General features: G+C 30.0%; 14 protein-coding genes. 7 read left to right on the top strand and 7 right to left on the bottom strand.

What is annotated here, in order from left to right; translation table 11 throughout:
• Positions 1 to 40 precede the first annotated feature (40 nt).
• Positions 41 to 1,678, bottom strand: coding sequence for a chaperonin GroEL (gene groL / locus FBF20_RS06245; RefSeq protein ID WP_002858047.1), 1,638 nt, complete (start codon positions 1,676 to 1,678; stop codon positions 41 to 43).
• 20 nt (positions 1,679 to 1,698) lie between these two features.
• Positions 1,699 to 1,959 (bottom strand): co-chaperone GroES, encoded by a 261-nt coding sequence (gene groES, locus FBF20_RS06240; RefSeq protein ID WP_002825273.1) that lies wholly within the window; start codon positions 1,957 to 1,959, stop codon positions 1,699 to 1,701.
• Positions 1,960 to 2,120: 161 nt separating this feature from the next.
• On the opposite strand from groES, the gene FBF20_RS06235 reads away from it, so the two are divergent.
• From FBF20_RS06235 to FBF20_RS06220, 4 genes are read left to right on the top strand one after another with little or no spacing between them, the layout of a single operon-like run.
• Positions 2,121 to 4,661 carry a hypothetical protein gene (locus tag FBF20_RS06235; protein ID WP_002889812.1) on the top strand — a complete coding sequence of 847 codons (2,541 nt, stop codon included), beginning with the start codon at positions 2,121 to 2,123 and terminating at the stop codon, positions 4,659 to 4,661.
• Positions 4,662 to 4,669: 8 nt separating this feature from the next.
• Positions 4,670 to 5,281 (top strand): riboflavin synthase, encoded by a 612-nt coding sequence (locus tag FBF20_RS06230; RefSeq protein ID WP_002877087.1) that lies wholly within the window; start codon positions 4,670 to 4,672, stop codon positions 5,279 to 5,281.
• Complete coding sequence (locus FBF20_RS06225; protein ID WP_002866218.1) at positions 5,245 to 5,925, top strand: laccase domain-containing protein; 681 nt, start codon at positions 5,245 to 5,247, stop codon at positions 5,923 to 5,925. Before FBF20_RS06230 ends, FBF20_RS06225 begins: the two co-directional genes overlap by 37 nt.
• A gap of 1 nt (position 5,926) precedes the next feature.
• A complete protein-coding gene (locus FBF20_RS06220) occupies positions 5,927 to 6,130 on the top strand; it encodes a hypothetical protein (RefSeq protein WP_002853612.1) in 204 nt (67 codons plus the stop codon).
• Here the strand turns inward: FBF20_RS06220 and FBF20_RS06215 are convergent.
• Positions 6,127 to 7,287: a M23 family metallopeptidase gene (locus FBF20_RS06215; protein WP_002852845.1), complete on the bottom strand. Its 1,161-nt coding sequence runs from the start codon at positions 7,285 to 7,287 to the stop codon at positions 6,127 to 6,129. The genes FBF20_RS06220 and FBF20_RS06215 overlap by 4 nt on opposite strands.
• Before the next feature lie 121 nt (positions 7,288 to 7,408).
• Between FBF20_RS06215 and FBF20_RS06210 the strand changes: the two genes are divergently transcribed.
• From FBF20_RS06210 to FBF20_RS06200, 3 genes are read left to right on the top strand one after another with little or no spacing between them, the layout of a single operon-like run.
• A complete protein-coding gene (locus tag FBF20_RS06210) occupies positions 7,409 to 8,134 on the top strand; it encodes a plasminogen-binding N-terminal domain-containing protein (RefSeq protein ID WP_002852692.1) in 726 nt (241 codons plus the stop codon).
• 2 nt (positions 8,135 to 8,136) lie between these two features.
• A complete protein-coding gene (locus FBF20_RS06205) occupies positions 8,137 to 9,519 on the top strand; it encodes an FAD-linked oxidase C-terminal domain-containing protein (RefSeq protein WP_002874588.1) in 1,383 nt (460 codons plus the stop codon).
• 3 nt (positions 9,520 to 9,522) lie between these two features.
• Positions 9,523 to 10,329 (top strand): YihY/virulence factor BrkB family protein, encoded by an 807-nt coding sequence (locus tag FBF20_RS06200; protein ID WP_002852725.1) that lies wholly within the window; start codon positions 9,523 to 9,525, stop codon positions 10,327 to 10,329.
• On the opposite strand, the gene FBF20_RS06195 is transcribed toward FBF20_RS06200, so the two are convergent.
• Genes FBF20_RS06195 through FBF20_RS06180 form a run of 4 tightly spaced genes read right to left on the bottom strand, consistent with a single transcriptional unit; the run spans position 10,273 to position 14,198 of the window.
• On the bottom strand, positions 10,273 to 11,532 hold the full coding sequence (locus FBF20_RS06195) for a ComEC/Rec2 family competence protein (RefSeq protein ID WP_002873165.1): 1,260 nt from the start codon (positions 11,530 to 11,532) through the stop codon (positions 10,273 to 10,275). The genes FBF20_RS06200 and FBF20_RS06195 overlap by 57 nt on opposite strands.
• Positions 11,532 to 12,089, bottom strand: a complete 558-nt coding sequence (locus tag FBF20_RS06190) for a DedA family protein (protein ID WP_002856055.1) — start codon at positions 12,087 to 12,089, stop codon at positions 11,532 to 11,534. Before FBF20_RS06190 ends, FBF20_RS06195 begins: the two co-directional genes overlap by 1 nt.
• Before the next feature lie 8 nt (positions 12,090 to 12,097).
• Positions 12,098 to 13,651 (bottom strand): ribonuclease Y, encoded by a 1,554-nt coding sequence (gene rny, locus FBF20_RS06185; RefSeq protein WP_002858133.1) that lies wholly within the window; start codon positions 13,649 to 13,651, stop codon positions 12,098 to 12,100.
• Positions 13,572 to 14,198: a 5-formyltetrahydrofolate cyclo-ligase gene (locus FBF20_RS06180; RefSeq protein WP_002875342.1), complete on the bottom strand. Its 627-nt coding sequence runs from the start codon at positions 14,196 to 14,198 to the stop codon at positions 13,572 to 13,574. Before FBF20_RS06180 ends, rny begins: the two co-directional genes overlap by 80 nt.
• Positions 14,199 to 14,278 lie beyond the last annotated feature (80 nt).

Raw genomic sequence — 14,278 nt, 5'->3', positions numbered from 1 at the left:
AGCAAGGAAAATCCTTGCTGATAAGAGGTTAGAGCAGATATTACATCATTCCTCCCATGCCACCCATTCCTCCCATACCGCTCATATCTGGCATAGTAGGTTTATCTTCTTTAATTTCACTAATTGTTGCTTCTGTGGTTAAAAGCATACTAGCTACAGAAACTGCATTGAGTAAAGCTACTCTTTCTACTTTAACAGGATCGATAATTCCACTTTCAAGCATATTAACATATTCACCTTTTGCAGCATCAAATCCTGTGTTTTCATCTTTAGCATTTTCTACGCTATTTACAACCACACCTGCATCAAATCCTGCATTTTCAGCAATTTGTCTTAAAGGTGCTCTTAAAGCTCTTTCAACGATAGCTGCGCCAATTGCTTCATCACCCTGTAGATCAAGTTTGATTTTAGCTTTTGCTTTGATAAGCGCTGCACCACCACCGATTACTATACCTTCTTCAACTGCTGCTTTAGTAGCGCTTAAAGCATCGTCAACGCGATCTTTTTTCTCTTTCATTTCAGTTTCAGTTGCTGCACCTACTTTAATAACTGCAACACCACCACTTAATTTTGCAAGTCTTTCTTGTAATTTTTCTCTGTCATAATCTGAAGTTGTTTCAGCAATTTGTGCTTTGATTTGATTGACTCTCGCATCAATATTTGCTTTTTCGCCTGCACCATTTACTATGGTTGTATTGTCTTTATCGATGATTACACTAGAAGCTTGTCCAAGATCTTGTATAGTCGCACTTTCAAGAGTTCTTCCAAGTTCTTCAGAAATCACTTCTCCACCTGTTAAAATCGCTATATCTTCAAGCATAGCTTTTCTTCTATCGCCAAAACCTGGAGCTTTCACTGCTGAAATATTAAGAACACCGCGAAGTTTATTTACAACCAAAGTTGCAAGCGCTTCACCTTCAATATCTTCAGCGATAATTAAAAGTGGTTTGCCTGTTTTTTGAATTTGTTCTAAAACCGGTAATAAATCTTTTAAATTTGTAATTTTTTTATCAAAAAGCAGGATATAAGGGCTTGAAAGCTCTACTGTCATTTTTTCTGCATTAGTGATAAAATAAGGGCTTAAATAACCTCTGTCAAATTGCATACCTTCAACTACATTTAATTCATCATTGATTGATTTTGCCTCTTCAACAGTGATAACACCATCTTTGCCCACTTTTTCCATAGCATCAGCGATTAAATTTCCGATTTTTTCATCAGAGTTGGCTGAGATTGTAGCAACTTGTGCAATTTCTTTTTTATCTTTTACTTCGCGAGAAAGTTTTTTAAGTTCTGCTACTATAGCTTCGCAAGCTTTATCCATACCGCGTTTTACCTCGATAGGATTTGCACCTGCTGTGATATTTCTTAAACCTTCTTTGAAAATTGCATGAGCTAAAACCGTTGCAGTAGTTGTTCCATCGCCTGCTTGATCAGCTGTTTTACTCGCTACTTCTCTTACGAGTGAAGCACCCATATTTTCAAGACTATCTTTAAGCTCTACTTCTTTAGCAACACTTACGCCATCTTTAGTAATGCTTGGAGCACCAAAGCTTTTTTGGATTAAAACATTGCGTCCTCTTGGCCCCATAGTTACTTTTACCGCGTCATTAAGTTTTTTAACGCCCTCATAAAGTTTATTTCTTGCTTCATCTGAAAAAATAATTTCTTTTGCCATTTTTTATCCTTTTTTATAAATTATTTTAAAATTCCTAAGATATCATCTAAATTTAAAACTAAATATTCATTATTATCAAGTTTAATTTCTGTTCCACCGTATTTAGCAAACACGATTTTATCACCATTTGCAATATCAGTGATTTCTTTACTTACTGCTACTACTTCACCCATTAAAGGCTTTTCTTTAGCATTATCTGGTATAATTATGCCTGAGGCTGTTGTTTTAGTTTCTTCTACGCGTTTAACTAGAACACGCTTTCCTAAAGGTTGAAAATTCATTTTTGTCCATCCTTAAAAATATTGATTTTAGCACTCTTTTATTTAGAGTGATAATATCATACTATAAAAAATGAATTTTGTCAATACTTTAAATTAAAATATTTATAAAAGTTTAGTTTTATAGACTAAAGTTATTTTATAAAATAAACTAAAGGATAAAAATGAAAAAGATTTTTTATGGAGTTATAGCTTTTGTTGTTGTGCTTTTGATTGCTATTTATACCATACTTTTCACAAGTTTTGGTAATAATATAGTGGCAAATATAGCGCAAAAAAAGATCAAAGAAAGTGCGGGATTAGATGTAAATATCACGCATTTTAATTTACGTTTTTCAAGCCTTGAATTGCAAGCAAATATCGCAAATATGGCAGATTTTAATCTTAAGGGAGCTTTGAGTCCTTTTAAGCTTGGATTTGATCTTGACTATCTTATTTCTTTAAATCAAAATTATGCTAAAAATTTAGGTTTAAATTTAAATCAAAACCTTTCTTTTGGCGGTAAGATTCAAGGTAAAGCAAGTGATTTTACTTTAGATGGAAAGGGTTATTTACTAGGTTCAAATGTACTTTTAAATGCAAGAATGTATAATTACAGCCCTATTGCTTTAAATTTAGATGCGCAAAATCTTAAGATAGAAGAAATACTTCATCTTTTATCTTACCCTAGTTACGCTAAAGGTTTTTTAAATGCTCAAGCAAAAATTTCAGCACAGAATTTAAAACCTGATGGAAATATCATCATAAAACTTGATACAAGTTATATAAACTATGAGGCGATAAAAAAAGATTTTTCTTTAGACTTGCCTTTAAATTCTAATCCTAAAGCAGAAATTTTGGCCAATATTAAAGAAGATAAGATTTATGCTGTAAGTAAAATTTACAATGATTATCTTAACTTACAAACCCAAAAAACTCTTTATGATATTAGCAAGAATGCTTTAAGTACTGATTTTAATTTAAGTATTCCTTCTCTTGTAAAGCTTGAAAAACTTACAAAAACTAGACTAAATGGTAGTTTGGATGTGATAGGTCAAACAAGTGTTGTAAATAATGCCTTATCAAGTTTAAATGCTCAAGTTATCGGACTTGGTGGAGAGGTAAAGGCAAGTTTGAAAAATAATAAAATTTTTGCAGATATTAATGAAGCAAGTTTGGAAAAATTATTAGCTCTTGCAGGATACGGAGCTTTGGTTTCTGGAAATTTAAATGCTAAACTTCTAAATGCAGATTTGGATTTTTCTAATTTTGATCTTGAAGCAAAAATAAACAATGCAAAGATTAACACCAATGAGCTTAAAAAAATAGCTAAAATAGAACTTCCAAATGCAATTTTTAGTTTTGATGCTAAAGCAAATGCAAAAAATAGTAATATTTCTTACAATGCTTTACTTGCTTCAAATTTGCTTAATATCAAAAAACTTCAAGGAACTTATAATTTAAAAAATAGTGAGTTAAATACAGATTTAAATGCTTTTATTGATGACTTGTCTCAGTTTAGTGCTATAGCAGGACAAAAATTACAAGGTAAGGCAGATCTTACTGCAAAAGCTCATATTATAGGCACTCAAGTACAAAATTTAAATGCAAATGCAAATTTGGCAGATGGTGTAATCAAGGCTGATTCAAATGGTAAAAAACTTGATTTAAACATTGATAAACTTGATTTATCTAAACTTTTTGTTATAACAGGTATGCCAAATTATGCCAGTGGGATTGTTAATGCAAAAGTTAATTTAGATAATATCGATTTTAACAATCTTAATGGTAAAGCAAATTTAGAAGCTAAGGGTATTTTAAATGCTGCAACTTTAAGTAAAATTTTAAATAAAAATTTTCCAAACAATACAAGTTATGATTTAAATACCAAAATTAATTTTAAAAACAATATCGCTCAATTTGATTCTGTTTTAAATTCATCTTTAGCTGATCTTACAAAGCTACAAGGAAGTTTTGATATAAGCAAAATGCTTTTAAATTCGGATTTTAATCTAAAGATAAATGATTTTTCAAAACTAGGCTTTTTGTTGGATAGAAAACTTAAAGGTAAGGCAGAATTTAATGGAAAGGTAGGTTTTGATAAGAGTTTAAATTTTGTTGTAAATAGTCCAAATTTATTTGAAGGGAGGCTTCAAAGCACACTTAAAGATAACCTTTTGCTTGCTGATTTAAATGGAGTGGATTTAAGTAGTCTAGCTCAAGGTTTAGATTTTATGGATGTTTATCAAGGTAAGGCAGATGTGAAGGCAAATTACAATCTTTTAAGTGAAGAAGGAGAGGTTAATTTGGATATGAAAGAGGGTAAATTAAAACCAAATCTTATTACCAATGCTTTAAAAATTTTAACACTAAAAGATATTACCAATGATGTTTATCGCACTGCTAATGCTAAAGCTTTGATTAAAAAAGAAAATATCAAACTTGATCTTAATATGCAAGCAGATCGTTCTTATATTTTAGTACAATCAGGAGCTTTAAATTCTAAAAGCGGAGCTTTAAATTTGCCTTTTGATATTAAACTCGATAGAGCCAATTTTAAAGGAAGTATTACAGGAACTACGGAAAATCCTAAAGTGAATTTAAATGCAGGAAGTGTGTTAAATTCTATTAAAAATGTAGTAGGTGGCGGTGTGAGTGATGGTGCTAAAAGTACGGGCGATAAAGTTGATAAAGCGGTGAATAAATTATTAAATAAGATTTTTTAAGGTAAAAAATGTTTAATGGACTCATAAGAGAAATTGCTAAAGTTCAATCTTATCAAAACAATACTTTAAGCTTAAAAGCAAAATATCGCCCAAATCTTGGCGATAGCATAGCCGTAAATGGAGCTTGTTTAAGTGTAACAAAACTTTATGAAGGGGGTTTTGAAGTGGAGCTTTCTCGTGAAAGTCGCACTCATATAGCTATAGAGAATTTAAAAGATAAAGTTCATATAGAACCTGCTTTAAGATATGGCGATAGAATTGATGGACATCTTATGCAAGGACATATTGATTTTATCGGCACACTTGAAAAGATTCAAAAAGATGAAAATGGAGTGGATTTTTATATATCTTTACCTAAAGAAGCTATGAAATTTATGGCAGAAAAAGGAAGTATAGCTGTTGATGGAGTAAGTCTTACTATCAATGAAATTTTAAAAAATGGTATTAGGCTTACTATTATTCCTATTACTTTTAAAGAAACGCTTTTTAAAGACTATCAAGTAGGTAGAAAAATAAATATAGAAAGTGATTTACTTGCTCGTTATATTTATGCACAATTGCAAGGTAAAAACAAAGGATTATCATGGGAAGAAGTCGAAAGAATTTCTTATCTTTATTAGAAAATGATAAAGTCGTTATTTTTTGTGCTTTTGATAAGGATTATAATGTTTTTAGAGCTAAGGTTTATAGTGAGAATTTATTTTATCATTTAGGTTTTAAAGATATTAAAAAATGTGTTTTTATGGATCAAATTCACTCTCATAAAGTTATCATTTATGAAAAAAATTTAAAAAATCTTAGCTGTGATGGGCTTATAAGTAAAGAAAAAAATATCGCTCTTTGTGTTTTAAGTGCGGATTGTCTGCCTTTGATCTTATATCATGAAAGCGGCATTATAGCAGCTTTGCATTCAGGTAGAAAAGGAAGCTTTGAAAATATCCTAAAAGAATGCGTTGATCAAATTACTATGCAAAATTCACATTTAGATAAGAATAAATTTCATCTTTTTATCCTGCCTGGAATTTGTGCTAAAAATTATGAAATAGATGGAGAAATTTTAGAATTTGCTAAAAAAGAATTTAAAGAATTTGTTCAAGATGATAAACTTGATTTAAAAGCTTTAGTAAAATTTCAAGCTCAAAATTTAGGCATTGAAAATATTAAAGATTGTGGAATTTGTAGTTTTGATGATGAGAGTTTTTTTTCTTATCGTCGTGATAAAACGCCTAAGCGTTTTGTGAGTGTGGTTTATTTAAAGGATTAAAATGTATGAAAGAAAAGATTTAAGAGTGTTAAAAATCATTCAAAAAGCTAGAGAATTTGGCGATGGAGATTTGTTAAATGAAGCTTTGGTAAAACAATTGATTGATGCAGATTTTTGTGAAATTAATGAAAAAGAAAAAGAAGAGCTTGCAACTCTTCTAAATTCTTTAATCAATGCAAAAGATAAAGCGTTGTTGAGTAATTAAAATTCTATATAGTTTTCAAAATCTTCTTCTTTTGGAGGATTAGGTTGATTCGAGGCTAGGGCTTCTTTAACAACCTGCTCGTATCCAGCTATGATATGTTTAAAATTCTCTTTTGCTTTTCCACTAAGTTCTGATTTGGCGATTTTTACAACAGATGCAGGATTTATAGCTTTATTATTTAAATATACTCCAAAATGCAAATGAGGACCTGTGCTCATACCTGTTGAACCAACATATGCAATTACTTGTCCTTGATTTACCTTTTGTCCGTTTTTAATTTTTGCAAAACGACTAAGATGAGCATATAAAGTCATATAACCTGAGTCATGCTTGATTTGAATTACATTTCCATAACCACCTTTTGTGCCTATAAAGGTTACTACTCCTTTGCCAGCACTTTTTACAGGAGTTCCAGTAGGTGCAGCATAGTCTATACCAAGATGGGCGCGATAGCGTTTTAATATAGGATGATATCTTGCTGTTGTAAAAGGAGAGGAAATTCTAGTGTAGTTCACAGGTTTTGTAAGTAAAAAAGATTCTAATTCTTTGCCATCGCGATCATAGAATATATCATTATAAGAAAAGACTTCTCTAGCGCTTTTATTAATTTCTACCATTGCCATTTTTATATTTATATCGCCCCAAAGTTTACCCATGCGTCTTTTTTGTTCATAATATAGGGTTACTTCATCACCTTTTTGGATATTGCGAAAATTTATACTTCCTCGAAAAGCACGAACCATAGCACGAGCTAAAGTACTGCTACCACTTTCTTCATAGACATCTTGATAAGCAGAGCTTTTAATGGTTAAATGTAAAATTCTATCTTCTTTTTGATAAGATACAGGAGTAAAAGCAAGAGTGTATTGTCCATCTTTATCTTTATAGATATGAATTTGTAAATCATCACTAATTGGAATTAAAACTTGTTCTATGTTGTTGTTTTCATCTTTTAAAACTTGATATTTTATTTTATAGGCTATATCAGAAGCAAGTTCTTGATCTTCTCTATCAAGTCCATAATAAAGCGACATAGGTATGGAATTTCTTTGTAGGAATTTAAGCAAGGTATCTCCATTATCCCAAGTTAGCTCTTCAACACTTAAAGCTGCAAAGCTTTGAACAACAAAAATAAATAAAAGCAATAATTTTTTCATGAGATAACCTTAATTTTTAAAAGAATTTTGAAATTTGAAAGCTATATTTTACTTTATTTTTCTTACAATTGCTTAACAAAAAAGGATTATAATTCTATAAATTTTTATTTAAGGAGCAAATTTGTTTAAAACTATAGTGTGTTTTTTAGCTTTAAACCTTAGCCTCTTTGCGGTTGGATTTGATTTAAAACCTATAAAAAGTGAACTTGTAAAAGTTGATGATATTTATGGTTATATTAAAGATAGTGATGATATAAAACTTTATTCAAGTGGCGTAGTAGTGCAACATTTTAGCAATTCGCAAAGTATCATCGCTAGAGCAAGTGTTATAGATAAAAAAAATGGTTTGGCAAAATTAGAATTTAGTGTTTTTTCAGCTCTTAAGCAAGATGCTTTGCCTTTACCAAATGTTTTACCTAAAGTAGGTGATGAGGTTGTTTTAAATTTTCTTTATGATAGAGGATTGGTAATTGCTCCTGATGAACAAACTTATAATGAACTTGTTAGAGAATTTCCGCAGATATATTTTACCCATATTGATATTTTTGGAGCACAATTAATTAGAACGGCTACTCTTTCTCCTAAGCGTTCAGATTTTAGGCAATTTTGTGATGATAATGCGGTCGGCATTTTGGTTGTGGCTTTGGAAAATCATGCAGAAGTTGTGGATTGTCAAGATTTTAATAAGCTTTATGAAGTGCCTATAAGCAAGCCAACTAGCGTTCAGGTTCCTTTTTATTCTCGTATAGGTGGATATAAAAGTAATTTTTTTGATTTTAACTCTCAAGAAATAGGAAATTATTATAGGTATTATGATGCTTTGATTAATCTTCCTAAGGTGCAATAAACATGAAAAAAGAATTTGAACAATATTTTAAACGATTTTTAGGAGAAGAAAACGCTTATTTTGATGAAATTCACAAAAGAGCTTATAGCTATGATGCGACAAAAAAACATTATTTACCCGATGGGGTTCTTTTTCCAAGAAATGAAGAAGATATTGCTCGAATTTTAAAATTTTGTAATGAAAATAATATCATAGTCATACCGCGAGGCTCAGGATCTGGTTTTACAGGAGGAGCTTTAGCTGTTAATGGCGGGGTGGTGCTTGCTTTTGAAAAGCATATGAATAAAATTTTAGAAATTGATCTTGAAAATTTAGTGGCTGTTGTGCAACCTGGGGTTATTAATATACATTTACAAAAAGAAGTAGCCAAATACGGACTTTTTTATCCACCTGACCCTGCTAGCATGGAGTATTCAAGCTTAGGGGGTAATGTAAGCGAAAATGCTGGGGGAATGAGAGCTGCAAAATATGGCATTACAAAAGATTATGTGATGGCTTTAAGGGCTGTTTTGCCTAGCGGAGAAATCATTCGTGCAGGGAAACGCACTATTAAAGATGTAGCAGGTTATAATTTGGCAGGAATTTTAATCGCTAGTGAAGGTTCTTTGGCAGTTTTAAGTGAGCTTACTTTAAAATTAATACCTTTGCCTAAATTTAAAAAAACTGCTTTTGCTATTTTTCCAAGTGTAAAAAGTGCTATGAATGCGGTTTACAAAAGTCTTGCTAGCGGTGTAAGTCCTGTATCTATGGAATTTTTAGACAATCTTAGCATTAGAGCGGTTGAGAGCAAATTTAATAAAGGTTTGCCTATAGAAGCTGGAGCTATTTTGATTGCTGATGTGGATGGTAATGTTAAAGAGGCTATTGATGAGGATTTAAGAAATTTAGAATATTATTTTTTAGAAGCTGGCGCTAGCGAATTTAAAATAGCAAAAGATGAACAAGAAACCGCAGATATTTGGTTTGCTAGAAGAAATTGTTCTCAAAGCATTGCCATGTATGGAACTTTAAAACTTAATGAAGATATTACAGTTCCGCGTTCTAAACTACCTACTTTGCTTGAAGGTATAGATGAGATTTCTAAAAAATATGGTTTTAAAATTCCTTGCTTTGGACATACAGGGGATGGAAATGTGCATACTAATGTTATGGTTCCTGATAAAAATGATAAAGAGCAGGTGAAAAAAGGCTATGAAGCTGTGGAAGAGATTTTTAAATTAACAGTGAAACTTGGAGGAACTTTAAGCGGAGAGCATGGTATCGGACTCTCTAAGGCACCTTTTATGAATTTAGCTTTTTCTGAAGCCGAAATGAATTTAATGAGAAATATTAAAAAAGCTTTTGATCCAAATAATATACTAAATCCTTTTAAAATGGGACTTTAGAAGGTGAAAAATTTTTTTACTATTTTACTAAATTTGCGTGATAAGGAAATTTTAAATTATGCAGCAGCGCTTAGTTTTTATACTGTATTATCTTTAATACCTATTTTATTTGTATGTTTTTCTGTTTTTACGCAAATTTCCAGTTTTAAAGCTTATTATGAAAAAGCAAAGCAAGTAATTTTTGCTTTTTTAATACCAACGCAACAAGATGTTGTTGCTACCTACATCGATACTTTTTTAAAAAATAGTGTAAATTTGGGTATTGTAGGTCTTATTGCTATGGCATTTACTTCTTTAGCTTTTTTTTCAGGCTATGATTTTGTAATCAATCGCATTACTAAAAATGAACCTAAAGGACTTTGGCAAAGTATTAGTTCTTATTGGACTCTTTTAACTCTTGTTCCTTTGGGGCTTGGGCTTAGTTTTTATATTTCAGGTTTTATCCAACAAACTTTAGATGATTATAAAATAGGGTTTAATTTTTTTGAAATTTTACCCTTTGTAATTATTTGGGGTTTATTTTTTATATCTTATTCAAGTTCTGTTCATAAGGGAACTCTTAAAAGTTTAGCTTTAGTATCTTTTGGAGCGGGTACTATTTGGTATATAGGAAAAAATTTATTTGTATATTACGTGGTATATAATAAAACATACGCTAGCGTTTATGGATCTTTTTCTACTATTTTATTCTTTTTTATTTGGATTTATATTTCTTGGATTATTTATCTTTTTGGGCTTAAACTCTATTATTTTCTAAATCACAATCATAATGAAGGGAATAAAATTCGCAAAAATACAAAGAAAAGCTAGATATTTAAATCGCACAGAGATTAAAGAAGCAATAAGATAACTTATAAAAATCCAAAATGGGATATGGATATTAGTTCCATAAATTTTAAATTTAAAAAATTCATCTAAGATAAAATTGAGCAAATCTCCATAGTTTATAAGATGCAAAAATAATACTAAAGGATAAAATATTACAAAAATTCCACTCAAAATAATACCTAAAATTTGTTGGTAGCTTATAAGTGGAAAAAAATAAAGCACAGGTAAAACCATAGCAAAAAAAGTCCAAATATTAAGCAAAATAATATTTATAAGATTATTAAATTTATTTGCAAAATGATGCATATATAAAAAAATATAAAAAACACCTAAAATAGAAAATAAAAATCCAATACTAAATAAAAGTCTAGGGTAAAGAGAAATGCACAATAAAATACTACAAAAAAGCGTAACGAAATTAATGATTTTTATATTTTTACACAATAGATAAAAAACCCAAAAAGCCATAATCAAGGAGCGCACAAAAGAAGGGACAAATCCTATTAAACAAGCATAAGCTAAAAGTAGTGCAAAAATTAAAATACTTAAATCTAAACGTAAATTTCTATAAGGAAAATATCTTTTTTGGAAAAAACTATAAATTGGAGCTAAAATAAAGAAAATTAAACTAAAAAGTAAGCCTATGTGATAACCGCTAATTGCTATAAGGTGTGCTATACCGTAGTAATTTACATCGTTTCTAAGCTCTAAAGATATGGGCAGTGCAAAAAATAAAGCACCATAAAATTCTTTAATCTTTTCATTTGTATGTTGATTTAAGAAGTAAGATATAATGGGATTGTATTCTTTTTCTTTTAATTTTTCAAAATCATAAGAAGGTGCGTAAAAACTTTTACTCAGATAGTCTTTAAAGTTAATATTATGGGTGATAATTCTAAGGCTTAAAAATTGATTCTTGCTTAAATTTAAATCCTTAAAACTTGTAGTATAAAAAGTGAAGTTTTCAGTTTGTAACTTTAAAACCCAGTATTTTTTATTTTTTTTATTATATTTTATATATTGGTGCGTTAATAGAGCGTTGTCTATAAGGTAATGTTTTTGGTTTTTAAAGTTTAAAAAATTATTATATTCTAAAAGGATATTAAAAATAAAAATAACAACAACAGAGAAAAATAAATAATGAAATTCTTTAAAAGAGTAAGAAAAAGAATTCCATAGAGACATTATTTTTTAGAAAATTTACTTAAATAAAGCCAAATTATTCCGGCTAAAAATAATAAAAATAAAGGAGCAGCATAAGGATATAAACTCAGTTTATCAAAAATTGCTTCAATAACATACCCAAAAGTATAAGCAGTAAAACCTAGAACAATAGCCCATGCCAAACTAGCTAGAGTATTGATAATAAAAAATTTAATAAAATTATATTTTGCCATACCTGCAGCTATGGGAATGAAAGTTTTTAAACCATAAATAAATTTTTGAGTTACAAGTAAAATAATTCCATGTTGTTTTGTTTTTATCATAGCAAGGGCTATCTTGCGTCGGTGTTTTTTAAAATAAGGCATAATGTCTTTTTTATAATATTTTCCAAGTATAAAAAGCAAAGTTGAACCTATGGTATTAGCAATAAAAGCAAGAGCAATGCAAAAACTAAGATCCATTTTTCCTTGAGAACTTAAAACTCCTGCAGCTAAAATTCCAACCATCCCGCCCCCTAAAGAGTAAAAGAATAAAACAATATAACCATATTTTATTAAAGTATCAATCATATCTTGCATAATAAACCTTATTTAGCGTATTCTACAGCTCTAAGTTCACGTATAACATTGACTTTAATTTCACCAGGATATTGCATTTTTTCTTGAATTTCAGCTGCTATTTCCTTAGCTAAAAGTACACTTTCATCATCATTAACAAGCTGAGCATTGGCTATGACGCGAATTTCTCTTCCGGCATTGATTGCATAGGCATTTTTAATTCCTTCTTTACTTTTAGCGATATCTTCTAGCTCACTGACTCTTTTTAAGAAAGCTTCTAACACTTCTCTTCTAGCTCCAGGTCGTGCAGCACTTAAAGTATCTGCTGCACAAACAGCTGCTGATTCTATGCTTGTAGCTTCTTCGTGTCCATGATGTGCGTAAATAGCATTGATTACTACAGGATGCTCTTTGTAGCGTTTGCAAAGTTCTGCACCTAAATCCACATGAGATCCTTCAAAATCATGGGTTAATGCTTTTCCTATATCATGTAAAATTCCCGCACGACGTGCTAAATTCTCATCTCCACCACACTCAGCAGCAATGATTCCTGCAAGGTGAGCCACTTCCAAAGAATGTGCTAAAGCGTTTTGTCCATAGCTTGCTCGGTATTTGAGTTTTCCTATGAGTTTTACAATTTCAGGGTGTATTTTATTTAAACCTAGATCCATAACTATGGTTTCGCCTTCTTCTAGAATGGCACTATCAAATTCTTTACACACTTTTTCGTGAATTTCTTCTATGCGCGCGGGTTGAATTCTGCCATCTTCAACTAAAAGTTCTATAACTTTTGTAGCAATAGCACGGCGATAAAGATTAAAACAACTTACTATAATAGCACCTGGTGTATCATCGATGATAATATCAACACCTAAAACCATTTCCAAGGTTTTAACATTGCGCCCTTCTTTACCAATGATACGTCCTTTAAGTTCATCGTTTTTAATGTTAATAACATTGATAAGTCTTTCAGCTGCAAATTCACCTGCAAAACGAGAAGTAGCTTGAGCAATGATGAAATTAGCTTTTCTTTTAGCTTCATTTTTTGCTTCTTCTTCATATTTTCTTACTATATGTGCAATTTGCTCGCGAGAATTTTCTTCTACTTTTTTAAGAATGATTTCTTTGGCTTCATTTTGTGTAAGTCCTGTCGAATGTTCTAAAATTTTTAAAACATCGTCAAGTTTTTCTTGATATTTATTTTTTAATTTATCAACATCAGATTGTAAGTTTTGAATGTGTTTTTGTGACTTGCAAAGGTATTCTTTATCTTCTTTTAGTTTTTCTTCTTCTTGCTGAAGTTTTTGTTCTTTTTTAGAAAGATCATCAAATTTTTGATTAAAATCTTTTTGAAATTTGTGAGTTTTTTCTTCGTATTTTTTTTTAACTTCTAATTCTGCATTAAGAATTGAATTTTTTGCATCTTTTAAAATAAGCTCCGCTTCGTATTCTATAGCTTTGGCTTTAGCTTTGGCTTGTTCTACGAAAATTTCATATTTGGCATCATTGATTTTTTTTGCAACTAAATATCCTATACCGAGTCCGACTATAGCGGCTATAAGTGCGATAAGTGATTCTATCATTTTTTCTTTCTTTCTTGTAATATTTTTTATAAGGGTTTATGTATAATTTTCCTGAAATATCATGCTTTTGTGTTAGATTATTTTGACTTAAAGCATCTATACTTTGGATAAATATTATATGAGGTTTGTAATTTAAATTTTCAAAAAATCTATCATAAAAACCTTGCCCATGTCCTATTCTTTTTAAATTTTTATCGACGCCAATTACAGGCACAATAGCTAAATCAATTTTTGCTTTAAAAAAAGAATCTATAGGCTCTAAAACCCCAAACCTTTTTTTAATAAAAGGCAATCTTAATTTTACAATTTTTAAACTTTTATCTTGCATAAATGGAACAAAAAGTTTGTAATTTTTATTAAGAATATGGCGAAATTTTATTAAGTTTGGTTCATAATGCAAAGGAATAAAAATTAAAATATTTTTAGCTTTAAATAGCTTTATTATTTTAAGACATTCTTTAAATATTTTATAATCTTGTTTGAAATTTAGTTTTGAATGTTTGAAAAGGCGTATTTTTTGCAATGCCCTAAAATCTGTTTTTTCCATTAATATGCCTTTAAAAAAATATTATCTTATGTATGTTATAATTTTAGCATTTTTATAAAGAATAATAAAGGATTGATAAA

Source organism: Campylobacter sp. CFSAN093259 (genome assembly GCF_012889985.1).
GTDB lineage: Bacteria > Campylobacterota > Campylobacteria > Campylobacterales > Campylobacteraceae > Campylobacter_D > Campylobacter_D jejuni.
This window is presented reverse-complemented; position numbering and strand designations above follow the sequence as displayed.

Excerpts from the sequence above, each read along its gene's own strand:
- groL (WP_002858047.1), bottom strand. The coding sequence starts at position 1,678 with ATGGCAAAAGAAATTATTTTTTCAGATGAAGCAAGAAATAAACTTTAT.
- groES (WP_002825273.1), bottom strand. The coding sequence starts at position 1,959 with ATGAATTTTCAACCTTTAGGAAAGCGTGTTCTAGTTAAACGCGTAGAA.
- FBF20_RS06235 (WP_002889812.1), top strand. The coding sequence starts at position 2,121 with ATGAAAAAGATTTTTTATGGAGTTATAGCTTTTGTTGTTGTGCTTTTG.
- FBF20_RS06230 (WP_002877087.1), top strand. The coding sequence starts at position 4,670 with ATGTTTAATGGACTCATAAGAGAAATTGCTAAAGTTCAATCTTATCAA.
- FBF20_RS06225 (WP_002866218.1), top strand. The coding sequence starts at position 5,245 with ATGGGAAGAAGTCGAAAGAATTTCTTATCTTTATTAGAAAATGATAAA.
- FBF20_RS06220 (WP_002853612.1), top strand. The coding sequence starts at position 5,927 with ATGTATGAAAGAAAAGATTTAAGAGTGTTAAAAATCATTCAAAAAGCT.
- FBF20_RS06215 (WP_002852845.1), bottom strand. The coding sequence starts at position 7,287 with ATGAAAAAATTATTGCTTTTATTTATTTTTGTTGTTCAAAGCTTTGCA.
- FBF20_RS06205 (WP_002874588.1), top strand. The coding sequence starts at position 8,137 with ATGAAAAAAGAATTTGAACAATATTTTAAACGATTTTTAGGAGAAGAA.
- FBF20_RS06195 (WP_002873165.1), bottom strand. The coding sequence starts at position 11,532 with ATGTCTCTATGGAATTCTTTTTCTTACTCTTTTAAAGAATTTCATTAT.
- FBF20_RS06190 (WP_002856055.1), bottom strand. The coding sequence starts at position 12,089 with ATGCAAGATATGATTGATACTTTAATAAAATATGGTTATATTGTTTTA.
- rny (WP_002858133.1), bottom strand. The coding sequence starts at position 13,651 with ATGATAGAATCACTTATCGCACTTATAGCCGCTATAGTCGGACTCGGT.
- FBF20_RS06180 (WP_002875342.1), bottom strand. The coding sequence starts at position 14,198 with ATGGAAAAAACAGATTTTAGGGCATTGCAAAAAATACGCCTTTTCAAA.